The 21,782-nt window shown below is 46.2% G+C and carries 21 protein-coding genes and 1 pseudogene; 17 read left to right on the forward strand and 5 right to left on the reverse strand.

The window, feature by feature from the left end; translation table 11 throughout:
- Window positions 1–72: 72 nt before the first annotated feature.
- Entirely contained in the window at window positions 73–1,809 is a 1,737-nt protein-coding gene (locus IQ257_RS22915) for a tetratricopeptide repeat protein (protein WP_193872688.1), read from the reverse strand.
- A gap of 55 nt (window positions 1,810–1,864) precedes the next feature.
- Window positions 1,865–2,020: a hypothetical protein gene (locus IQ257_RS22920; RefSeq protein ID WP_193872746.1), complete on the reverse strand. Its 156-nt coding sequence runs from the start codon at window positions 2,018–2,020 to the stop codon at window positions 1,865–1,867.
- A gap of 154 nt (window positions 2,021–2,174) precedes the next feature.
- Between IQ257_RS22920 and IQ257_RS22925 the strand changes: the two genes are divergently transcribed.
- From IQ257_RS22925 to IQ257_RS22995, 16 genes are all read left to right on the forward strand, one after another.
- Window positions 2,175–2,729, forward strand: a complete 555-nt coding sequence (locus IQ257_RS22925; protein ID WP_193872689.1) for an RNA 2'-phosphotransferase — start codon at window positions 2,175–2,177, stop codon at window positions 2,727–2,729.
- A gap of 66 nt (window positions 2,730–2,795) precedes the next feature.
- A complete protein-coding gene (locus IQ257_RS22930; RefSeq protein WP_193872690.1) occupies window positions 2,796–4,001 on the forward strand; it encodes an AAA family ATPase in 1,206 nt (401 codons plus the stop codon).
- A gap of 102 nt (window positions 4,002–4,103) precedes the next feature.
- Window positions 4,104–5,516 carry an amidase gene (locus IQ257_RS22935; protein WP_193872691.1) on the forward strand — a complete coding sequence of 471 codons (1,413 nt, stop codon included), beginning with the start codon at window positions 4,104–4,106 and terminating at the stop codon, window positions 5,514–5,516.
- A gap of 167 nt (window positions 5,517–5,683) precedes the next feature.
- Window positions 5,684–6,745, forward strand: a complete 1,062-nt coding sequence (rtcA, locus tag IQ257_RS22940) for an RNA 3'-terminal phosphate cyclase (protein WP_193872692.1) — start codon at window positions 5,684–5,686, stop codon at window positions 6,743–6,745.
- A 266-nt stretch (window positions 6,746–7,011) separates the two neighbouring features.
- Window positions 7,012–7,323 carry a hypothetical protein gene (locus IQ257_RS22945; protein ID WP_193872693.1) on the forward strand — a complete coding sequence of 104 codons (312 nt, stop codon included), beginning with the start codon at window positions 7,012–7,014 and terminating at the stop codon, window positions 7,321–7,323.
- A gap of 76 nt (window positions 7,324–7,399) precedes the next feature.
- Complete coding sequence (locus IQ257_RS30865) at window positions 7,400–8,305, forward strand: TPM domain-containing protein (protein WP_193872694.1); 906 nt, start codon at window positions 7,400–7,402, stop codon at window positions 8,303–8,305.
- A gap of 184 nt (window positions 8,306–8,489) precedes the next feature.
- A complete protein-coding gene (locus IQ257_RS22955) occupies window positions 8,490–8,843 on the forward strand; it encodes a hypothetical protein (protein WP_193872695.1) in 354 nt (117 codons plus the stop codon).
- 423 nt (window positions 8,844–9,266) lie between these two features.
- Window positions 9,267–10,931: a TPM domain-containing protein gene (locus IQ257_RS22960; RefSeq protein WP_193872696.1), complete on the forward strand. Its 1,665-nt coding sequence runs from the start codon at window positions 9,267–9,269 to the stop codon at window positions 10,929–10,931.
- Between the two features lie 35 nt (window positions 10,932–10,966).
- Window positions 10,967–11,698 (forward strand): LemA family protein, encoded by a 732-nt coding sequence (locus IQ257_RS22965; RefSeq protein WP_193872697.1) that lies wholly within the window; start codon window positions 10,967–10,969, stop codon window positions 11,696–11,698.
- Between the two features lie 107 nt (window positions 11,699–11,805).
- Window positions 11,806–12,546 carry a DUF429 domain-containing protein gene (locus tag IQ257_RS22970; RefSeq protein ID WP_193872698.1) on the forward strand — a complete coding sequence of 247 codons (741 nt, stop codon included), beginning with the start codon at window positions 11,806–11,808 and terminating at the stop codon, window positions 12,544–12,546.
- A 133-nt stretch (window positions 12,547–12,679) separates the two neighbouring features.
- On the forward strand, window positions 12,680–13,330 hold the full coding sequence (locus tag IQ257_RS30305; RefSeq protein ID WP_228060946.1) for a hypothetical protein: 651 nt from the start codon (window positions 12,680–12,682) through the stop codon (window positions 13,328–13,330).
- Window positions 13,331–13,372: 42 nt separating this feature from the next.
- Complete coding sequence (locus IQ257_RS22975; protein ID WP_228060947.1) at window positions 13,373–15,592, forward strand: tetratricopeptide repeat protein; 2,220 nt, start codon at window positions 13,373–13,375, stop codon at window positions 15,590–15,592.
- 205 nt (window positions 15,593–15,797) lie between these two features.
- The gene (locus tag IQ257_RS22980) at window positions 15,798–16,217 is read left to right on the forward strand and encodes a hypothetical protein (protein ID WP_193872699.1); all 420 of its coding nucleotides are present in this window, start codon (window positions 15,798–15,800) and stop codon (window positions 16,215–16,217) included.
- Between the two features lie 192 nt (window positions 16,218–16,409).
- On the forward strand, window positions 16,410–17,504 hold the full coding sequence (gene bchI / locus IQ257_RS22985; RefSeq protein WP_193872700.1) for a magnesium chelatase ATPase subunit I: 1,095 nt from the start codon (window positions 16,410–16,412) through the stop codon (window positions 17,502–17,504).
- Window positions 17,505–17,736: 232 nt separating this feature from the next.
- A complete protein-coding gene (locus IQ257_RS22990) occupies window positions 17,737–18,519 on the forward strand; it encodes an ABC transporter ATP-binding protein (RefSeq protein WP_193872701.1) in 783 nt (260 codons plus the stop codon).
- 140 nt (window positions 18,520–18,659) lie between these two features.
- Window positions 18,660–20,066: an MlaD family protein gene (locus tag IQ257_RS22995; protein WP_193872702.1), complete on the forward strand. Its 1,407-nt coding sequence runs from the start codon at window positions 18,660–18,662 to the stop codon at window positions 20,064–20,066.
- On the opposite strand, the gene IQ257_RS23000 is transcribed toward IQ257_RS22995, so the two are convergent.
- A complete protein-coding gene (locus IQ257_RS23000; protein ID WP_193872703.1) occupies window positions 20,063–20,362 on the reverse strand; it encodes a DUF3288 family protein in 300 nt (99 codons plus the stop codon). The genes IQ257_RS22995 and IQ257_RS23000 overlap by 4 nt on opposite strands.
- Window positions 20,363–20,633: 271 nt before the next feature.
- Here IQ257_RS23000 and psaC point away from each other — a divergent pair, with 271 nt between their 5' ends.
- Entirely contained in the window at window positions 20,634–20,879 is a 246-nt protein-coding gene (gene psaC, locus IQ257_RS23005) for a photosystem I iron-sulfur center protein PsaC (protein WP_193872704.1), read from the forward strand.
- Window positions 20,880–21,113: 234 nt separating this feature from the next.
- Here psaC and IQ257_RS23010 read toward each other — a convergent pair.
- Together IQ257_RS23010 and IQ257_RS23015 are read right to left on the reverse strand one after the other, a co-directional pair.
- Window positions 21,114–21,299, reverse strand: a pseudogene (locus tag IQ257_RS23010) (aldo/keto reductase); the annotation flags it as partial.
- A 56-nt stretch (window positions 21,300–21,355) separates the two neighbouring features.
- Window positions 21,356–21,640 (reverse strand): TMEM175 family protein, encoded by a 285-nt coding sequence (locus IQ257_RS23015; protein ID WP_193872705.1) that lies wholly within the window; start codon window positions 21,638–21,640, stop codon window positions 21,356–21,358.
- Window positions 21,641–21,782: the final 142 nt, after the last annotated feature.

Consider the following 21,782-nt stretch of genomic DNA (forward strand, 5'->3'; position numbering starts at 1 on the left):
GAGCTGGGGAGCTGGGGATAAATTGACTTGTTTTTGATCTCCCCACTCCCCACTCATTTAAAATAAACAAGCTTATTCAGCATTGGACAACTGGCAGCGCTGTACTGAGTCAGATGCCTGTTGTACTCCCCTTAAGCGGCGGATGGCTACTTCCAATTCACTCAAGTTTTCTTGCAAACCGCAGTACTGCACCTGGATGACTCGCAATTCTTCGGCATGAACCTGCTTTGTTTCCTCTAATTGACGGAGTTCAGTTTGAGAAGCGGATATTGTCTGTTCAGAGGTACGGACTTCGGTTTGCAGGGTACTCAAGCGCTGTTGTAATGTTTGGAATTCACTGCGGGAAGCTTTCAGGCGTTCTTGGGACGTTTCAATTTCGCCGCGCACAGTCACCAGTTGGGCTTCTAAGCTTTGGCGTTCGGATTTGAGGGATTCAATTTCGGTTTGTGCTTCTTTAACTTCTGCTCGTACAGCAACTAACTGTTGCTGAGATTGACGCACTGTAGATTGGGAGGCTTCGAGGCGTTCTTGAGCCGTTTCAATTTCGCCGCGCACAGATACCAGTCGGGCTTCTAGGCTTTGGCGTTCGGATTTGAGGGATTCAATTTCAGTTTGTGCCTTTTTTACTTCTGCTCGGATGGCAACTAAGCGTTCCTGAGATTGACGCACTGAAACCTGGGATGATTCTAATTGAGACTGTGCGGTTTTAATTTCTTCGCGGATAGCAACTAAGCGTTCTTGAGATTGACGCACTGAAACCTGGGAGGATTGCAGTTCGGCTTGCACGTCTTTAATTTCCCCTCGCAGCGCCACTAACTGCTGCTGGGATTGGCGCAGTTGAGTTTGGGAGGCTTCTAATTGTGTTGTGATTGTCTGGTTTTCACTCCGAAGGGCAACCAGTCTCTCTTCGGAAGTGCGGATTTCACCTTGAAGGGCGACGAGTCGTTGTTGTGAGGTTCGTATCTCTGCTGTAGAATTTCCGGTAGTCTTCAGGACAGCCAGTAATGCGGAAACGTCGAGATCATCAGACTCAAAGCTGGCAGATCTTTCTAAAGACGCGATCGCTTGTTCATACTGTTCTAACCGATAGAGTGCCAATCCGCGCCGTTTCCAGGCTAAGGCGTTTCGGGGTTCTAGTTCAATCGCTTTGTCACAATTTGCGATCGCATCTTGGTATCGACCGAGTTGGTAAAATGCGGTAGCACGATCAATCCAAACCCCTGTCATCTCGGTATCAACTTCCAGCACTTGATTGTAGAATGCGATCGCATCGTCATACTCTTGTAAATCGTACACCAGTACTTTAGCGATTTTCGTAGGAATGACTGTCCTTACCAGTGTTTGTTCATACTCTGATTCTGTATTAAACGTCAGTGCCTGCTGCCAGCAATCAACCACGGCTTGGTAGCGCTGTAATTCATAGAGGGCATTGCCTTTATCAAACCACGCTAAAAGATAATTGGGCTTAATTTTAATGGCTTCATCATAGGAGCTGATTGCTGCTTCATGCTGTCCTATCTGACTCAAAATAGCGCCCCGCCAGTACCACGCGAGGAAGGAGTTTGGTTTGAGTTGAACAATCCGATCCAAAATGGCGATTGCTTCTTGATGTTTGCCAACTCCTCGTAACTCGCTCACCTTTTGCCACAACTGCTCAATAATTTCTGCTTGTGCGGTGAGTTTTTCTGTTGAAGGAAGCCGACGATTAACCTCTGGTTGGTTAACCGGGTTTTGAGCATTAGCACTGGTTATGCCAGCCGTCATCAAGGTAGCGAAAACTAGTCCTACCTGAAACTGAAAATTCTTCATTTTAACTCCTCAAGCCTGATTCGGCATCAATCCGAGTGACTACTCGTTATGGTACTCAAGTATAAGTGACAATCATCGCCCCAATGAGTTCTTCACCGTGTAGATTATCTGCTGCCCAAGATTCCCGTTGCGGTACTAGGTGAACCAGAGTGGTGCCGCCACCAGGAACAATCCATTCTTCCACCGCCGAGTTTGATATCAGTCCCGGCATATTTGGAGTAAAGAACTTTACAGAGGCATTGGGCGAAATTCTCCCCAACTCAGTCTGGACAAACCCCACTATTTGTAGTACTCTATAATACAAGCTATGAGTTCAACTTCTAAAACCCAAACTCAAACCCGTCTAAACTGAGCTCTTGCAGCTAATGAACAATTCTCGCCTTGTTAAAATTAGCAAGTATCTTAGTAAGCATCTCCGGCACCAACCCGAACGAATTGGTTTGACGTTGGCTGCCGGCGGTTGGGTTTGTGTGGATGAACTCTTAGTCGCTTGTAAAAAACACGCCTTTCCCCTTAACCGCCGTGAGTTAGAAGAAGTTGTCACTTGTAATGACAAACAACGCTTTTCCTTCGATGCCACAAGCACCAAAATTCGCGCCAATCAAGGTCATAGTGTAGATGTAGATTTGCAGTTGGAACCTACGATTCCACCAGAGGTGCTTTATCACGGAACGGATCATCAATCCGTTGAAGCAATTCTGCGCCAGGGTTTAAGAAAAATGTCGCGGCATCACGTCCATCTATCGAGTGATATCGCTACAGCGCAAAAAGTGGGGGCGCGGCACGGCCGTCCAGTCGTATTTGCAGTCAATGCTGGAGCTATGCACGAGGAAGGTTATACGTTCTACTGTTCTGAAAATGGGGTGTGGTTAGTAGAAGAAGTTCTACCTAAATATTTAGAAAAAAACTTAATAAATTAGGTGTTATGAAGACGTTATTGATTGGGTCTATCGAGGAGATCAGGAGTCAAAAGGAAATAACAATTTATGGGTTCAGACTATTTTGGAAATCAGAACAATTCTATCCGCAACAATCTCCAATCTAGCGGATTATTGGGAGCAGGTTGGCGACCCCTATCTCGACAGTTTGACTGGGAATTCTTTTTGCACTTAGTTAAAAATGATTCTGCTGAACTAGCTCAGAAAACCTTGGATTTTACTAGTGATATCGCCGATACACTAGGTCGCAATCACTATACATTTTGGGCAAATATTTTAGGACTATTTTCGGAAACTATGCGGTACGAACTGGATGAGTTTTGGGAGTATATCACACCCGAACTTCCAGCTCCCGATCATCGTGATGGAGAGTTAATAATAGTTAAAACTCCTGTCAATCGAGTCGTAACACGCGACTGCATTCCCATTGACTATGTTCTGAACCGACTTCAAGAAGTTACATTGTTCAGAATCTTAGATTTACTGGGAAAGCCGGAACTTGTTATCCAATATTATGCAAATCGCCGCTTGTATTATCCTAGCGAACGGTTTGTGAGCTGGGAACGCTTAGAAGTCCTTGGCACTGTCTATGGGTATTGGTCGAAGCAAGATGTTTGGTTGCAAATTGATAGTCTTGGCAAGGGACAGCGGCAGTATGGTTTAATTGCTAACGATATCAAACCCCTAGTCCATAAAGCTACCTATAATGTGGCAGTCATGCTCAGTGGCTATCAAAGCCGTGTTGGACAAGTTCAAAGTCAGTTTCCGATTCGGCAGTTTCCCGCCGATATTCAAAGTTTTACAGATGCGGTACAGCAGGCAATTCTCGATCAAAATCAATTAGCTGTACTCGTACATGGAGAACCGGGAACAGGTAAAACGGCATGGACGCAAGCGGTAGCAAAAGAAGTGTTAGTGCCGCTCGGTTATGTGATTTTTATTCTCGACCACGATGCCGTTGAAAATTTCGTGCCGCCGAGTTATTTAGAGCGGATTGCTATCATTATCAATGAGGCAGATAACTTAGCACAAAACCGAGCTAGTGAAATAGCCCAGCGCACTAATAAAACTGAGCATATTTTGAGTTTGCTAGATGGAACGCTGTATCAAAGTGTTGTTGAGGAAACAGGAATTAAAGCTGAACAGAAATTGGTGGTATTAATGACCTGCAATACTACGGAGCGATTTGATCCGGCGATGCTGCGGAAAGGTCGGGTAGATTTAACTTGTGAGTTTATTCATCGGTTTGTTTAATGGCAAAATTCCTAGTTTTTTAAGTAATCTTCCGTTTCTTCCACCTGAGATAAATGGCGAATCAGCAAGAATCATGAATAATAGACAAGAGACAAGGAACCAATGAATCAAGTTAATTTAGCATTCGCCCCAGCCCTAGAACAAGCTCAACTTATCCGCAGTCGTCAAGTATCGCCTCTGGAGTTGGTTGAACTTTATTTAGAACGGATCGAGCGGTTTAATCCTCAGTTAGGGAGTTACTTCACCGTAGCGGTTGATATGGCACTGGCAGATGCCAAGGCGAAAACCGAGCAACTGGCACAAGCGGGGGATATTGCAGAACTGCCACCCTTTTTTGGTGTCCCGATTTCGATCAAAGACCTTAATGCTGTTCAGGGACTGCCCTGCACCTACGGCTCACCTCTTTTGAAAGATAAAATTGCTCCCTACGATGATGGGCTTGTGATGCGCATCAAGCAGGCTGGGTTCATTATTCTTGGCAAAACTGCCACCTCGGAGGTGGGTTCATTGCCTTATACGGAACCGATGGGGTTTCCACCTGCACGCAATCCCTGGAACCTGGATTATACAGCAGGGGGGTCGAGTGGCGGTGCCGCAGCAGCCGTGGCAGCAGGGTTGTGTCCTATTGCTCAGGGATCGGATGGGGGAGGTTCAGTGCGGGGACCGGCGTTTTGCTGTGGTTTGGTGGGAATTAAACCCTCACGGGGTCGGGTATCTCATGCACCAGTGGGCGACTATCAAAGTGGTATTGCAACCAGTGGTTCCTTAGCTCGTACTGTTGCTGATGCGGCGGCGTTACTGGATGTGATGTCAGGCTATATTATCGGCGATCCTTATTGGTTGCCTGATCCGGAAACATCGTTTCTGAGTGCCTGCCAGCAAGTACCCAGTCAGTTGCGGATTGCCTTTTCTACTGCTGTGCCGACGATTGGTGAAGCGGCAGACATTTGTCAGCAAAGTGTGAGGAAGACAGTGCAGCAGTTAGAAAGTATGGGTCATATTGTAGAACCTGGCTCTCCAGATTTTACGAATTTGATTGAACCGTTTAAGAAAGTATGGCAGGCAGGAGTTACAGCGACTGGTATTCCCGTCGCGGCATTGAGTCCGATGAACCAATGGATTGCGGCACAATCGGGTTCTGCGGGAGAATACTTGCAGGCGGTGGCTCAAATACAAATTATTGCACGGCAGATTGTAGAATTCTTCACTAATTTTGATGTTTTGGTGTTTCCGGTCTATATGTACCCCACGATTCGAGTTGGGGAATGGGCGAATTTAAGTCCTGAAGAGACGTTGCAGAAAATTATCCACTGGATTGCACCTTGTCCGCCGTTTAATGCCAGTGGGTTACCTGCGATCGCTATTCCTACAGGTTTCGATACCCGTGGTTTACCCGTTGGGGTGCAGCTAGTCGGACGCCCTGCCGCCGAAGCCACTCTGATTGCTCTCGCTGCCCAACTGGAAGCGGCAGAACTTTGGAGTACTCAGCGTCCCGCTTTGTTTGCCGAATCCTGAATGTTAAATTCTTACCTGTCCCCACTCGTGTCAGTCTAAGGGTAGAGAAATTTGTAGTTGACCCATAACCTTCGTATTTTGGACAACGAGAAAATTTGAAACATTATATTTAAGCACTCAAGCGATCGCCACGGAAATCGTTAACTTAACCCAAATTCATCACACACATGATTGACATCAACGGCTCCTATGGCGAAGGTGGTGGTCAAGTTCTGCGTACCTCCCTCAGTCTAGCTGCCATTACGGGTCAGCCCATTCGCATTAATCGCATTCGAGCCGGACGCAAAAAGCCCGGACTAGCCGCCCAGCACCTCACTGCGGTACGGGCAGTGGCAGCTATTTGTCAAGCTCAAGTGCAGGGAGACGAATTGGGTTCTACGACACTGGAATTCATTCCAGGTTGTCCGCCTCAAGCTGGAGACTACACCTTTGATGTCACCCAAACCAAAGAAGGCGGTTCAGCAGGTGCCGTCATGCTGATTTTGCAAACCATTCTCCTGCCCCTAGCACTGGCGACGGGTGACTCAGTGGTAACACTCAAAGGAGGAACCCACGTCTCTTGGAGTCCGCCAACGACTTATATCGAGCATGTCTACTTGCCGTTCCTCAGACAGCTAGACGTACAAGCACAGGTACAGCTACGTGCTTGGGGGTGGTATCCCCAGGGTGGAGGGGAGGTGGAATTGCAGGTAACGGGTAATGGGGGCGGAGTTTCCTCCCGTCTGGGTAGTCTTCACTTACTGGAACGGGGCGCTTTGCAACAAGTATGGGGTTTAGCTGTCGTGACTAACCTACCTTCTCATATCCCGCAACGGATGGCTAGTCGAGCTGAAAACCTATTACAGCAAGCTAATCTGAAGGGTCGGGTGCAGCCCCTGCGAGAACGAGGCATAGCACCGGGAGCGGGAATCTTTCTGATTGCTGAGTATGAACATAGTCGGGCAGGATTTAGTGCTTTGGGACGTGTGGGGTTGCCAGCAGAGCGTGTGGCTGAGATGGCTTTTGAGGAACTGATGGATTTTCATACAAGTGAGAAAGCAGTCGATCCGTTTTTAGCGGATCAGTTGCTGTTACCAACGGCATTGGGTTCCCAGGTGAGTCAGTACCAAGTGGCAGAAATTAGCACCCACCTGACAACCAATGCTTGGACTATTGAGCAGTTTGGATTGGCTGAGGTTGAGATTGATGAAGATCGCCGACTGGTTACGGTTAAACCCGTTATGAGTTAACAGGGGAGTGAACTCGAATTCCTCTTCCCTCTACTTTGACTAATCTGCAACGAGCTTTCAGGCATTCAGCGATTGTTGCTTCCTTTCATGTGAGAAATTTGTTCGGTGTTACCCTTGACAAGCTTATTGAATGAGGTTAAGTTAAAAGAGAAACAACTCACAAGAATGATTAAATCATTTACTCTTAATGAGATTCAGGAAAGCTTCACCAGTCTGATAGTTAGGGTGCAGACGTGTGATGTAGAAGAGTTCGAGGATTTACGCATATGAGACGCATGAGAGTCAGAATTGTGACAACCAATAATCTTCAAATATCCGGCGATCTGACTATTTCCTTTACCTCCCAAGGTTATCGTTCTAGACTCTCAGATTTACTCAACAATTCTCGAAGTTTCATTTCTCTGTCGGATGTCGAAGTCCACCAAGAGGGGCAGGAATCAACGGAAATGTCGTTCCTGTGTATCAACAAACCCGCGATCGCATTTCTGTTTGAGGAAGAACTCACCTCAACTCCAGACTTGAACAGTTTGCCGGACACGATGAAAAGCGATCGCCTTGTCGCCAGTGCTTCTAGATAAAGGGCATTCACTTAAAACCCTATCTCAGTTCTAGGGTAGCTGCAAATCTCAGACCTTTTACAAGAAATTCAAAGTCATGAAAACTCTAGCAATTCAACTTAAACAGCTTATTTGGGCAACTCCAGTTTGTTTGGCAGTTTTCTCTCCTCTTCCCAGTCAGGCATTAACGGTTGAAGAAGTCCCTAATCCTCAACAAGCCAATGGCGGTTGGGTGACTGATATGGCAGAGATTCTCAATAACGAGACTGAGACTCAACTCAATCAGATGATTGCGGAATTGGAGAGTGAAAACGGCACGGAAATTGCCGTGGTGACAGTACCGGAAACAGCACCTTCTGCATCTCCCAAAGCTTTTACGACTGAACTGTTCAATCATTGGGGAATTGGTAAAGCCGAGAAAGATAACGGTGTTCTGTTTTTAATCTCAAAAGGCGATCGCCGTGTCGAAATTGAAACGGGGTATGCCATCGAACCCATTTTACCGGATGCCAAGGTTGGGCAGATTATCGAAACCCAAATTACACCCCCATTCAAACAAGGTAACTTTGACGGTGGCACTCTGGCAGGCACAAAAGCGCTAGTTGTGGAATTAGGTGGTGAAGTCAATACTAGCAATGCTACATCCAACTCTGAAGCCAACACCTCAGTAGTTGCCAGTTCCCAACCTTCTTATCAGGAATCCAGTGCAGATACATCCTCTGGGGGGGCTTGGCTAGCGTTGCTATTGATAATTGGAGTACCCATTGGCATCGTTTACCTGTTAATACGCAGTGGTAGCGGTAGTAGTTCTAGCCGCAGTCGCTATTCCGGTAGTCGCTATTCTGGCGGTAGCTATTCTGGCGGTAGCTATTCTGGCGGTAGCTATAGCGGTGGTGGTTACAGTGGTGGCGGTTACAGTGGCGGCGGTGGTGGCAGCAGTGGCGGCGGTGGTAGCTGCGGTGGCGGTAGTAGTGGTGGCGGCGGTGCTGGCGGTGGTTTCTAGGATTTTTCGGTCAAGTCCATCTGTAAAGAAGTTTTACAAAATCTGACTTCTTGCATAAAAAGCAGGACTTGACCTGAGTAATAGACAGGAGTTCAACGATTACAAATTTTGTCGCTTTCAAGCACAACCCACTCAGGTGTTAATGATTACAAATAGTCCAAATCTCTGAAAGGTAAATAAAGATATGCAAGAGGTTATTGTGAGCAAAATTTCGAGTGAAATCAGGAGCGATCAGTCTACGCCAACTTTTCAAACTTATAGCACAATTGCTACGAGTCCCCAGTCTTCTATTCAGGTATCGAGAGCTGATATTTCCGCTTGGGTGGGTTGGATAATCTTGCTCATCCTAGTGGGACTGCCAATTGTCATAATTCTCCAGTACATTAGCAGTTCCGGCAGTAAACGAGATCGCAGTCGTCGCCGCCGTCAGAGTTGGAATAGCGATAGTTCCAGTGGAAGTAGTAGTTGGGATAGTGAAAGTAGTTCCGATCTATGTAAGTTCTATATTAGAAGTTTTACCAGGAAGCTAAAGCCATGAAAGCAATAACTATAAAAACTCAGCCAATGCTGAATAATTTGCCGCTTAGATTATGGACTCTTTTTTTATCGATTTTTCTATTGCTGTTACCAATATAATGTTGGGGCTTCCTATGAATACGCAGGTTCTGCAGGGTTTGGATTTGGTGGTGATTTTCTAAGTTTTCCAGTTGATGAAATTAAACCAGGTCAAACTGTACCATTTAGAAGTAATTTTTCGATTGACCGGAATGTGCCTGATATTCAATTGTCATCACTTTCTTCAGAAGCGGGAGAAATTTCTTTATCAATTACGGTAGTCCGTTAATTTGATTTTTGGTGATGTTTACGCTACCAAAGCTATTGAAAATACAGAAGCAGTAATAAAGGGTAACTAATGTAAAAACCTCTTCAAAAAAAGTTTATTTTGATAAAAAGCAAACCCATGAAATCAATAAAATTTACACTCAAACGCCTAATTTGGATCAGTCTACTGTGTCTAGGACTGATTCTGTTTCCCCTAGCTAGTCACGCCTTAAACGTACAGGATGTCCCCAATCCCCGACAGATTAATAACGGTTGGGTGACGGATATGGCAAATATCCTCAGTGACTCTACAGAAACCCAACTTAATCAGATGATTTCTGGCTTGGAGGCAACCAATGGTACAGAAATAGCGGTGGTAACAGTACCAGACACTGCACCAGCCGCTTCTCCTAAAGCATTTACTACCGAACTATTTAATCATTGGGGAATTGGTAAGGCAGGTGAAGACAACGGTGTATTATTTCTGATTTCAGTAAGCGATCGCCGAGTCGAAATTGAAACGGGTTATGGTGTTGAACCAATTTTACCAGATGCCAAGGTTGGTAACATTATTGATACCCAAATCACGCCTAAATTCAAGCAAGGTGACTTTGATGGCGGTGTGTTAGCGGGAACGAAAGCATTAGTGAGTGTTTTACAGGGTGAAAGTGATAATTCACTCTCACCGACTCCGTCTAATGAGCTGATGAGCGCTACTCAGCGTGGTTCTATTGTGTTCATCGGTTTTGGTAGCGCAATATTGTCTCTTATTGGATATCGCCAGTTTAAGAAAATCAGCAGTCCAATTTTGCTCACACCAGGAGAGCGATCGCGAATTAAAAGCTCGTATAATCCTGAGCGGAGAGCCTCTCTAATAGCCTATCTCGGAGCCTTTGCTGCCACATTTTCTCTAACACTATTTGCTGTAGCTATTACCTCTAAGGCATATATTGGTGTAGTCATCGGAGTAATTCTTGCCCTTGCAGTTATTATATTTCAGCTACTATTACGGGTACTAAAACAACTGCGCTCATTTTCTCAGCAAAGTCAATTGGTATTTATTATATTACTTTTCTTTGCGATAGTAGTAGGCTGGCAGGCTATTGCCGTAATCTCCGTGCTATTAGTTTTAATCCCCGGTATGTTAATTACCTTGGGTTATGAATTAGCCGAAAAAGCAGGACTTGCTGTCAGTTCAGCCTTATTAGCTGGCTCAATTATCGGTGTTCCTGTCTCTACCCTATTGATGAAACGGTATGACTTTTCCCCATCATTGTGCTGCGCTCATTGCCATCAACCCATGCAACAAGTGAATTCAAGCTTAGTTGTATCTCATCTCACCAAACCTGAGAAAGTAGCTCAAGAGTTAGGTAGTGTTAGATTTAAAGGCTGGCAATGTCCTAAGTGTAGTCAGGAGAGGCTGTTACGGTTAATCCACATTCGTGCTTATGTGGTTAACTCTAAAACTTATAGGAAATGTCCTACTTGTCAGGAATTGACCGTAACACAAACAAAAAGAACGGTCAAAACGCCGACTACCTATAGCACTGGAAAACGCTTAATTATCGACCAGTGTCACTGTTGTGATTATCGCAAAGAGAAGGAAAAAACAATTCCTCGTCTGCCTCCTCCTTCTAGTGGCAGTTCTGGTGGTGGCACATACAGTGGCGGCTATGGCAGCTATAGCGGTGGGGGTTCTAGTAGTAGTGGTGGGGGTTCTAGTAGTAGTGGTGGGGGTTCTAGTAGTAGTGGCGGTTTTGGCGGCGGTGATAGTGGTGGAGGTGGTGCTGGTGGTAGTTGGTAATCATCTCAAGTTGTCAGTAGGAGTGCTATCGAATTATGAATAATAAAAATAGTAGAATTCCCGAAAACATTGCCCCGGAGGTTTTCGCGTTAGCCTCCCGATACTATGCCAATCAAACCCAAAGCTACTCAGCCTCCGAACTCATGCAGGCAGGTTCAGAAGCCCAAATTCCCGCTGAGTTTATTCAACAGGCAATTCAAGACATTCAAACACGGCAAAAACGACAGCAAAAGCAACGTAAAATCCTCGCAACAGTTGGCGCAAGTATCCTCGCTGTTAGTACTATCTGGAGTATCTGGACTTACAACTCCCTCTCTAGTAGCGCCTCAACCGTTGAAGCACAATGGGCGCAAGTGGAAAATCAACTCCAGCGACGTGCTGACTTAATTCCTAATCTAGTTAAGGTAACACAAGCCTATGCTGACCACGAAAAAGAGATTGTCTCCCTTTTAGTCAAATCTCGTGAGGCTTATTTACAGGCACAGACGCCTACTGAAAAAGCAACGGCGGTTGTGCAAGTGAATGAAGCCATTAGCCGTTTCCAGAACTATGCGACAAATAATCCCCAATTGCAATCGAGTCAACTGTTTGTCAATCTTCAGTACGAAATTACAGGCACAGAAAATCGCATTGCTGTAGAACGGATGCGGTACAATCAGGCAGTGCAAGGTTATAACCAACAAATTCAGCAATTCCCCAACTCAGTATTGGCAAAGGTGATTGGATTTGAGAAGAAGCCTTTTTTCCAGGCAACAACTGAATTGTGAGTAAAAACGTCTAACGACTAAAGTCGCGGCTACACAAACGAAGTCCACCTACGTGGGCTTGAATTTAGTATGCCCTTCACTCGTTACCGCATCCGCTGCTAAAAATAATGAAATTTTTAGGAATTGACCTCGGTTGGACTTCTGGTGCTAGTGGGTTATGCTGCCTCAATTGGTTAGATGGAACGTTACATCTATTAGAACTAGACCGCAAACAACCAACAGCCGATATTCTGAATTGGGTAGACTATTGGGCATCACCTCCAGAACCCGCACTCATCGCCGTAGACGCCCCAACCCTTATTCCCAACGCCACTGGAATGCGTCTGCCTGATAAACTCACTCACCAGTACTTTCACCGCTACCATGCGGGTTGCTATCCTGCCAATCTCAACCGCCCCTTTGCCCAACACACGATAGAATTTGGTCTAAGCCTAGAAGCACGAGGATTTATCCACGCCCCAGTTATTACACCTCAAACCCTTGGGCGCTATCAAATTGAAGTTTTTCCCCATCCAGCGATCGTGCATTTATTTGGTCTAAATCGCATCCTCAAATATAAAAAAGGCAGATTAGCAGAACGCCAAGCCGAATTACTCAAACTTCATCATTTAATCTTGACAGTCTTGCCCACCCTAGAACCCAAACTGGAATGTTCCCAAACTCTAAACCCTATCCCCTCCCAAATTACAGGGGTTGTCCTCAAAGCCTTGGAAGACCAACTTGATAGCCTCATCTGTGCTTACGTTGCTGCTTACTGGTGGTACTGGGGCGTCGAACGCAACTGGGTGTTAGGAGACGCGACAACTGGATACATTATCGTTCCAGCACCCACCCGTGCTGAATTATGAATTAACAGTAGGTTGGGTTTCGCTAACGCTCAACCCAACCGAACAGACTGTAGCGTTGTGGGGGTTGGAGAGTAGACGCTAAGAGCATTTGCTACGGTGGTTATTATCCCGCTTAAAACCGAGTGGCGCTGGCATGAGTATTGATGATGAACTTTGCGAACCGCAAACCGTTACAGAAGGCGATCGGGCGCTGCTATTATTTACAGACCGCTATGAGTTGACTCGCTTATTTGCAGAGTACCTGAATGAGGAGCTACCCCGTAAAACAATTCTGTTCTTTCATGGGGATGGCGGCAATGGCAAATCGTTACTGTTGAAGTTCCTACAGCAAAGATGTTGCAAGCGCTTCTTGCCGGAAACCTGGCAGCAACTCCAAGCAATACCCAAAGCTGAGGTAGCGAAGGTTGCAGCTTATATTGAGAACGCTAAACCAGGGAACTATATCGCGGTGCCAGGGGTAGTCCTGGATTTTAGTCAGAACCTAATCGGAGATCGACTCAAATCTCCTTTTGATGGCTTGTTGATGTTGCGGCGGAATTTAGCCGAGGCTTTTGCTGGATTGCCCTATCGATTGCGCTTCCCCCTTTATGACTTCGCCTGTGTTTGGTATTTCTACAAAACTGGCAACCTGGAACAGGCAAAAGAACTGCTGCCATCCGATGAGATGGATGTAATTACTGGAATTGTGGATGCTGTCAGCGATACGTCTTATGCCAGCATCGGCAAAGCAGTACTCGGTGTCTTTGGCAAGCATTTGGGCGAGAAATTCAAACTCTACCTCTAGAAACGGGGTTTAAAGGAGGAAGATGTCAAAGCGATTCAGGGGATGGAACCTCATACAGAATTAATTGATGCGTTGCCGCGTTTGTTTGCCAAAGACCTTAATGCGGCAATGGCACAGCAAGAGGAGCTTAAAAGAATTGTCCTATTTTTTGACGCCCACGAAGCGTTTTGGGGTCATCAGCGCGACTTGCCGGAGGAAGTGTTTTTCCAACGGGATGAGTGGTTGCGGTGTTTGTTGAGAGCGCTCGATTTGTCAGCAGGGATTGTGGCGGTGGTTGCGGGTCGAGAAAAGCCGCGTTGGGCTGAAGCAACTCGGTCTGCCATTCCCCAGCAATACCTCGATACTCAGTTGGTGGGGCATTTTTCGCCAACGGATGCCAGGGATTACCTGCAAAAAGCGGATATTAAAGATGCTGCCTTACAGCAGAGTTTGATTGACTATGCTAGTGTCGCAGCCGAGGAGGTGCATCCGCTTTATCTGGGTTTGTGTGCCGATGTAGTCCTGGCAGCGAGAGCGCAGGGGAAATTTTTGACACCGGATGACTTCCCAACTGCACCGGAAACGCCTGACAAGTCCAAGGCGTTGATTAATCGGCTCTTGAGATATGTGGATAAAGAAGTCGAGGTGGCAGTTCACGCGCTGAGTGCTTGTCGGGCTTTCGATTTTGAGCTTTATCTCAAACTCGGTCAGGCGTTACACTTTCACGCCACTCATCCAGCTTTTTTTGACATCCTCACGCGCTTTTCCTTTGTGTGGCAGGCACAACGGCAGGGTGAGAATTGGTATCGCATCCACGACTTGCTACGCCGCTTGGACGATGAGAGCCGCAATGAGATTACCCGTTGCGCTCATGAGGTGTTGGAGCAGCACTACCGGGAGCGAGGGGAAGTGGCAGAAGCGATTTATCATGCCAACCGCTTGGACTGGGAGCGGGGTGTAAAGGAATGGGTAAGGCAGTTTGATCAAGTGTTGCAGCAGAGCCGCTATCAACAATGCCGAACTCTGTTGGAAGTACGAAGTGAAATGTTAATTCAAAGCAACTTTCGGTTAGGTATTATTTCTCAATTTGAAGGTGACTACTTCGAGAGAGTAGCTCGCCATGATGAAGCTCAACAAGAGTACTTAGAAGCAATTGCTGCTTATGACCAAGCTCTCAATAATGTCGATAACACCTTCCAAGTCTATAACAACAAAGGAAGTGTACTATTCAAGTTAGGTCAATTACACGCAGAACTTTCAAGATATCAAAAAGCTTGGCAAAGTTATGAGCAAGCGATTGCTATTTATGACCAAGCTCTTGACCTCAGCCCTGAAAGTGTCTCTGCTCATAACAACAAAGGACTGGTTCTACAAAGTCTAGGTCGATTGCAAGCAGGACGTTCAAAGCACCAAGAAGCTCTACAAAGCTATGAGCAAGCAATTGCTACCTACGACCAAACTCTTAATCTCGACCCTGGAGATGTTTTTGTCTACAACAACAAGGGAATAGTGGTGCAAGGTTTAGGTGAGCTACTGGCAGGATTACTACAATACGAAAAGGCACTACGAAGCTACAAGCAGGCAATCACTACCTGTGACCAAGCCCTTCTCCTTACTGCTGATTTTGTGCCAGCCCATACTAATAAAGGAAATGCGCTCTCAAGTCTAGGTGAGTTACAGGCAAAGTGCCCCAAGTATTCAAGCTATCAAGAGGCTTTGCGTAGCTATGAGCAAGGAATTACGGCTTATAACCAAGCTCTCAAATTTGCCCCTGACGATACATACATCCTCAATAACAAGGGAAATGCGCTTTCGAGTTTGGGCGAATTGCAGGCAAATCTATTGCGGCATCAAGAGGCGCTGCAAAGTTACGAGAAAGCAATCACTACTTGCGACCAAGTTCTTAGCCTTGCTCCTAATTTTGTTCCATCCCATATCAACAGGGGAAATGCGCTTTCCAGATTAGGTAAGTTGCAGGAAAATTTCTCCAAGTACCAAGAAGCCTTGCAGAGCTATGGACAAGCGATTCGTGCTTATAATCAAGCTATAAGCCAAGCGCCTAGTTTGGTTCAAGTTCGCAATAATAAGGGGTTAGTACTCCACAGCCTCGGTTTCTTACAGGCAAGGCTGTCATTACAGATGAAGCTCTTACAAAACAGAGAAGCACGAGAAAGTTGGCAAGCAGCAGTAGCCGAGTTTTCTCTCTCCTTAGAGATTGTTCCAGGTGATGAGTACATTCGTAATGTAAGAGATTTGTTACAAAAATTTCTTGATAATTTATAAATGACTGTTGGATGCGATCGCAGCTTCAGTATCGATGAAAATGCGATCACTCTCGCGGGGAGTTAGCCTCTCGTCTAAATTTAAGTAGCAAGCATTGGCATGATTGCCATGTTTTGGTTATAGCCTAATTTTTTTATTACAGGTATGATTAATTAACCAGAGAATTGTTGAAGCAGCTAATCGTGTTAAAGGAGGTCAATACCCAATGAATCCTGAAGTAAAGCGCCAACTTGTGCTGAAAATTCTTCTCATCGCCTGTATCATCTCTACAGCTATTCACTTTACAGATAACTATCTCTATATTGAGAAATATCCTCAGCCAGATTTGATTACCGCTCCCTCAATCTACATCTCATGGATAATTTGGACAGGAATTGGTGTTGCGGGTTATTGGTTGTATAAAAGTGGAAGATTTTGGCTGGCTTACCTGTGTCTAGTTATCTACTCATTTTGTGGTCTAGATAGCTTAGGGCATTACTTGTACGGAGCGATGTCTGAGTTTTCAATGAAGATGCATTTGTTCATCATCACGGACGGGTTGACAGGTTTAGCAATTTTGGGATTTACACTTTGGTCAGGCTTAGTCCTCAGGGAACAATTCAGAGAATCGGGTAGTAGCGTTTGACGGTAGCGAGCGCCCTCTATGTCCTAGGGTCTGTTAGCGTAGCGAAACGCACCCTTAGCGCTCTTTTCCCTGCTCCAGGAGTTCCAAAAGTTCCCCCGCAGGTTCTGGCGGTGAGAACTTTAGTCTCCTCAACGGGAGCGAGTGTGGCACAATGAAAAGCGGTCACTAAAGATTGTTAATTAGGTAATTGAAGTGAGTCCGACTGCCCAAGCGCCTACTACTGCTCGCCGCGTGGTTTTTCCCTTTACTGCCATTGTGGGTCAGGAAGAAATGAAACTGGCTTTGCTGCTGAACGTAATCGACCCCAAGATTGGGGGGGTAATGATTATGGGCGATCGCGGTACTGGCAAGTCTACTACCATCCGGGCGTTGGCTGATTTGTTGCCAGAAATTGACGTGATTGCTGATGACCCGTTCAACAGCGACCCCGACGAACCCGACTGGATGAATCCGACTAATAACACACAGTCACGTTCAATTGTCAAGAAAAAAGTGCCGATGGTAGACCTGCCTTTGGGAGCAACCGAAGACCGAGTCTGCGGCACGATTGATATTGAAAAGGCGCTATCTGAAGGGGTGAAAGCGTTTGAACCCGGACTGCTAGCAAAAGCCAATCGCGGCATTCTTTATGTAGATGAAGTTAACTTGCTCGACGACCACTTAGTGGACGTACTGCTAGACTCTGCCGCCAGTGGCTGGAATACCGTAGAACGGGAAGGCATTTCTATTCGCCATCCAGCACGTTTCGTGTTGGTTGGTTCCGGCAACCCGGAAGAAGGAGAATTGCGACCCCAACTCCTAGACCGTTTTGGTATGCACGCAGAAATCCGCACGGTCAAAGAGCCTGTTTTGCGAGTCAAAATTGTGGAAGAACGGGCAGACTTTGACCAAAATCCCCCAGACTATATCAAAAAACATCAGCCCGATCGAGACACCTTGCAACAGCAAATTGTCCAAGCTCAAGAGCAACTTCCCAAAGTCGAGATGGATTACGATTTGCGGGTGAAAATTTCTGAGGTTTGCTCGGAACTGGATGTGGATGGGCTACGGGGCGACATTGTTAGCAATCGCGCTGCCAAAGCACTGACGGCTTTTGAAGGACGAACTGAAGTTACTGTAGATGATATTCGTCGGGTGATTACCTTATGCCTGCGCCATCGTTTACGGAAAGACCCTTTAGAGTCAATTGATTCGGGTTACAAGGTGCAAAAAGCCTTCAGCCGCGTTTTTGGGTTAGATAGCGAGTCAGAGGAAAATCCAGCGATGACAGCTAGCCGTGTTCGTTAATGCGATCGCTCCTTTTGGACGGTGACGAAGACGATCAAATCCAGTAACTATACTCTTGTGGGGTAGGTGTCTTGCCTGCCCTACGAAGATATTTGGGTGTTTTTTAAATCTAAGCTGTACAGTAACGGATAAGCAGATCTAGAGGGATAGGATGTAGGCTAGATTTGAGTATCCGATGAGATTGCTGCTATGGAATGTTGGAATGTACAATTTTCCAGTCCCCTAGTCCCTTATGTCAGAGCCATTGATTGAACTGAAGGGAATCTCCAAATCATTTGGGAGTAGTGTTATTCTCGATAAGGTTGATCTGACCATTTATCAGGGTGAAGCGCTCGGGATTATCGGTCCGTCTGGCACGGGCAAATCTACTATTCTGCGAATCATTGCTGGTTTAATGACCGCAGATGAGGGAGAGATTTACGTGCAGGGGCAACGGCGCGAGGGTTTAATTGAGGATGCTGAAGACCCGATTACCATTGGGATGGTATTCCAGCAGTCAGCACTATTCGACTCGCTGACAGTTCGAGAGAATGTGGGGTTTTTTCTGTACCAGCATTCTAAACTTTCTCAGGAGCGGATTCGGGAGCTAGTAGACGAAAAACTAGACATGGTTGGCTTGCCTGGAATTGCTGATCAGTATCCTGCTCAACTATCGGGAGGGATGCGCAGGCGTGTCAGTTTTGCTCGTGCGATAATGAACAATCCTGATAACCCCCAAGACAATCCCCAAGTTTTACTCTACGACGAACCAACCGCTGGACTTGACCCAATCGCTTCAACCGTCATTGAAGATTTAGTCCGCCAACTTCAAGACACCCAAGGGGGTTGCGGTTCCTACGTTATGGTGACACACCAAGACAGCACGATTCGCCGCACCACTGACCGGATTGTTTTTCTCTACAAAGGCAAGGTACAGTGGCAAGGCAGCGTTAGCGAAATAGAGACCACTGAAAATCCTCTAGTTCAACAATTTTTTAGTGCCAGTACCAGCGGACCGATTCAAGCAGTTGGTTAGGATTGCACTGAGAGTAATATTGAAAAAGTCTATTAGCGGTTATTAGTCATTAGTCATTAGTTGTGGTTTTTTACAAAAGGAAAGAAATAAAAAATGAATGATATATAGAGCTAACGGCTAAAGCTAAAAGAGGGAAAACAATGCGATCGCGAACTATTCGAGAAGGGTCTGTTGGGTTGCTAATTTTGACTGGACTAGTTGCATTTGTGGGGTTAGTGCTATGGATACGGGGTCTGCGATTGGGAAACCAAAGCTACAAATTTATCGTAAACTTTGCTGATGTAGCTGGCATGAAAGAGGGTGCGCCAGTACGCTATCGCGGTGTCGATGTTGGTTCAATATCCGATATTCAAGCCACGACGAATGGAGTTGACGTTACGGTTGAAATTGACTCGGCTGAATTGGTAATTCCTCAGACGGCAACCATTGAAGCCAATCAATCGGGTTTGATTGGAGAAACGTCAGTTGATATCACCCCTCAAACTACGCTGGCGTCGGGGGTGCAAAGCATCAACCCTCTAAGTCCCAAATGCAATTCCGATGTGCTGATTTGCGCTCAAGATCACGTTCAGGGTGAGATTGGGGTTAGCTTTATCGAGCTGCTGCGCAATACCGATCGCCTGACTCAGATTGTCGCTGATCCGGTGCTTTTCGACAACATCACATCACTCACCAAAAACGCCTCCCTTGCCGCTGGTGGGGTGGCACAACTGACGAATGAACTGTCTCAGTTAACTCGGGCTGTTCGGGGACAGGTAGCCACTTTCTCAAGCGCTACTAATTCCGTCACCACAGTGGCTACGCAGACAGCAAACCGGATCGGAAATACTGCCGATCAATTTAGCCAATTGGCGGCATCCAGCAATGAACTCCTAGACACCAATCAGAAAACTCTTAATGAAACCCTACAGGAATTCAACCAACTTGCTAACTCTCTGAATCAACTCGTGGCAGCAAATCGAGGAACTCTGCAAAATACCTTACAGAGTATCAGTCAAACAAGCCAACAGCTAGACGTACTTTTAACTCGCTTGACAACTACAGCCGAACAAGTGGAAGTGGAAGGTGTGCTGGATAATTTAGAAACTCTCACAGCGAATGCTGCCGCCGCGTCGGAAAACTTGCGCGATATCTCTACTAACCTCAACGATCCTACAAATGCACTGGTATTACAGCAGCTTTTAGACTCGGCACGGGCAACCTTTGAAAATACTCAGAAGATTACTGCCGACTTGGACGATCTCACGGGCGATCCAGAATTCCGCCGGAATGTTAGACAATTAGTTAACGGGTTAAGCCAACTCGTGTCATCAACTGATCAATTAGAGGAGCAAATTCAGGTAGCGCAACAACTTGAATTGGTTAGTGACACAATTAACCACGCAGCATCTACCTCTGGCACAGAACCCTCAGTGAATCAACTATCTCAGTCGAACATACACCTATCAGAGGCGAACCGTAGGCTGAGTCAACAGAAGCGGTTATTCAAGCTATCACCCCCAGCTCCTCGGAAAGATTCGGCTGATTCAGAGGCAGAGAATGACTAAGTCCAGTCATCTTTTCCGTCAGCGCTGCTTCCTCGCTTGTAAGCTTGACCTGTGGCATGAATCTTACGAGTCATCTCAAATAGCTGTTCTTCAGTTAGCTGCCACCGCTGGAGAACAGCATCAAGATGGCGTTGAATCTCTCTAGCACCTGGAAAACCTGTGTAGCGAACCCGCAGTCGGGCGAGTTCTGCCTTGTTGCGATCGCTATCGGTTTCCTGTAACAAGCACGCTACAATTTCGCGATCGCGTTTTTCTTGGGGATGTTGCTGGTCTTTGGTTTTGACTTCTGATGCCATAATCCTGAATTTTGCTTTACTATCTAATACCAGGTTGTACCAACGCGATAGATCGCGTCTCTATATTTAAAATCGAAATAGACAATCCTGTACCCCTTTCATTTTTTCCTTTATTGTGCTATAGACAAAATCATAGAAACACCCCCCATATATTAAAGAATTTAAAGTTCTGTAACCGCTTGCTCAAGCAGATGAGAGCGCTGCGGTAAACTAAGCCTTGATCCTGAGTCTCACTCAATAATGGAGAACTCTCGTTTGGAGTCGTTATTCTATGTCTCATAGCGTCAAAATTTACGACACCTGCATTGGTTGCACTCAGTGCGTCCGGGCTTGTCCCCTAGACGTGTTGGAGATGGTACCCTGGGATGGCTGCAAAGCCAGTCAGATTGCCTCTTCTCCTCGCACAGAAGACTGCATTGGTTGCAAACGCTGCGAAACTGCTTGTCCGACTGATTTCCTCAGTATCCGAGTCTATCTTGGTGCGGAAACTACCCGCAGCATGGGTCTGGCTTACTAAGGACACTCTCAAAAACAAAATTTTGTGGGGGTACGGCGATATCAATATCTGGGCAGTCCCTTGTATATTGATGATGCCGTGTCCCTGCTAAAACTTAAGTTTTTTTAAATCGGCAATTGCCTTACATCCAATGCTTGCAAGTAGGTTGGAGATTTAGAACCTCATGAGGTGTAAAGTTTATAAATCTTGATAAATCAGCCTTGAGCTTTTAACAAGTATTTTTTGTCTGCGAAGGTTTAGGAAAGGACCGTAGACTTCAGCCGTATCAAAGAAGGTAATGCCGCGATCGACCGCAGCCCGGAGAAGAGCGGTCATCTCCTGAATGTCTTTAGGCGGACCATAGGAAAAGCTCATTCCCATACAGCCCAGTCCGATTGCTGAAACTTCCAGATTGCTGTTTCCAAGTTTGCGCGTTTGCATTGGTTTTCTCCATTGATGTGGAATTGGTAGCGTTCGATGTTGATCGATCTCGTCTGTCAGTCGTTTTCGCTGGGATCGCGCGGCGACTCCGCAGAAGTATCGCTGCCCACTGTGGGGTCATCGATGCGAGATGGAGTGGGTTTATGAATGGCGTGATGATTAATCCAGATTGCGCCGATCACCAGAAAGCTCACCACATAGGCAAGGTAGGACGGCCAGAGTTGGAGGAGTGCTGCCCCAAGCGCGGCATCGGGTGGCGGCACTTTGATTTCGAGTACCAGCAGGGTAATTGCGATTGCAAAAACACCGTCACTAAATGCCTCCAAACGGTTAGTATCCACACTCACCTCCCCTAACGGGACTTAAACAAATATCAGCCCCAGATAAAGCCCAAACTGGCTTTATAAGCGATAAATACGTCCCTATTTTCGTTCAGCCAAGCCATAAAACGACTCGACATCGCTGTACGAAATGCCTCTAAAG

Origin of the sequence: Coleofasciculus sp. LEGE 07092 (assembly GCF_015207375.1) — a bacterium.
Classification (GTDB): domain Bacteria; phylum Cyanobacteriota; class Cyanobacteriia; order Cyanobacteriales; family Coleofasciculaceae; genus LEGE-07092.

Bases quoted from the DNA above. Each gene is read 5' to 3' on its own strand.
- IQ257_RS22925 (WP_193872689.1), top strand. From the start codon at position 2,175: ATGAACAATTCTCGCCTTGTTAAAATTAGCAAGTATCTTAGTAAGCAT.
- psaC (WP_193872704.1), top strand. From the start codon at position 20,634: ATGTCTCATAGCGTCAAAATTTACGACACCTGCATTGGTTGCACTCAG.
- IQ257_RS22935 (WP_193872691.1), top strand. From the start codon at position 4,104: ATGAATCAAGTTAATTTAGCATTCGCCCCAGCCCTAGAACAAGCTCAA.
- IQ257_RS22955 (WP_193872695.1), top strand. From the start codon at position 8,490: ATGCAAGAGGTTATTGTGAGCAAAATTTCGAGTGAAATCAGGAGCGAT.
- IQ257_RS22945 (WP_193872693.1), top strand. From the start codon at position 7,012: ATGAGACGCATGAGAGTCAGAATTGTGACAACCAATAATCTTCAAATA.
- IQ257_RS22915 (WP_193872688.1), bottom strand. From the start codon at position 1,809: ATGAAGAATTTTCAGTTTCAGGTAGGACTAGTTTTCGCTACCTTGATG.
- IQ257_RS22970 (WP_193872698.1), top strand. From the start codon at position 11,806: ATGAAATTTTTAGGAATTGACCTCGGTTGGACTTCTGGTGCTAGTGGG.
- IQ257_RS22960 (WP_193872696.1), top strand. From the start codon at position 9,267: ATGAAATCAATAAAATTTACACTCAAACGCCTAATTTGGATCAGTCTA.
- IQ257_RS23000 (WP_193872703.1), bottom strand. From the start codon at position 20,362: ATGGCATCAGAAGTCAAAACCAAAGACCAGCAACATCCCCAAGAAAAA.
- IQ257_RS30865 (WP_193872694.1), top strand. From the start codon at position 7,400: ATGAAAACTCTAGCAATTCAACTTAAACAGCTTATTTGGGCAACTCCA.
- IQ257_RS22965 (WP_193872697.1), top strand. From the start codon at position 10,967: ATGAATAATAAAAATAGTAGAATTCCCGAAAACATTGCCCCGGAGGTT.
- IQ257_RS22980 (WP_193872699.1), top strand. From the start codon at position 15,798: ATGAATCCTGAAGTAAAGCGCCAACTTGTGCTGAAAATTCTTCTCATC.
- IQ257_RS30305 (WP_228060946.1), top strand. From the start codon at position 12,680: ATGAGTATTGATGATGAACTTTGCGAACCGCAAACCGTTACAGAAGGC.
- IQ257_RS22930 (WP_193872690.1), top strand. From the start codon at position 2,796: ATGGGTTCAGACTATTTTGGAAATCAGAACAATTCTATCCGCAACAAT.
- rtcA (WP_193872692.1), top strand. From the start codon at position 5,684: ATGATTGACATCAACGGCTCCTATGGCGAAGGTGGTGGTCAAGTTCTG.
- IQ257_RS22995 (WP_193872702.1), top strand. From the start codon at position 18,660: ATGCGATCGCGAACTATTCGAGAAGGGTCTGTTGGGTTGCTAATTTTG.
- IQ257_RS22990 (WP_193872701.1), top strand. From the start codon at position 17,737: ATGTCAGAGCCATTGATTGAACTGAAGGGAATCTCCAAATCATTTGGG.
- IQ257_RS22975 (WP_228060947.1), top strand. From the start codon at position 13,373: ATGGAACCTCATACAGAATTAATTGATGCGTTGCCGCGTTTGTTTGCC.
- IQ257_RS22920 (WP_193872746.1), bottom strand. From the start codon at position 2,020: ATGCCGGGACTGATATCAAACTCGGCGGTGGAAGAATGGATTGTTCCT.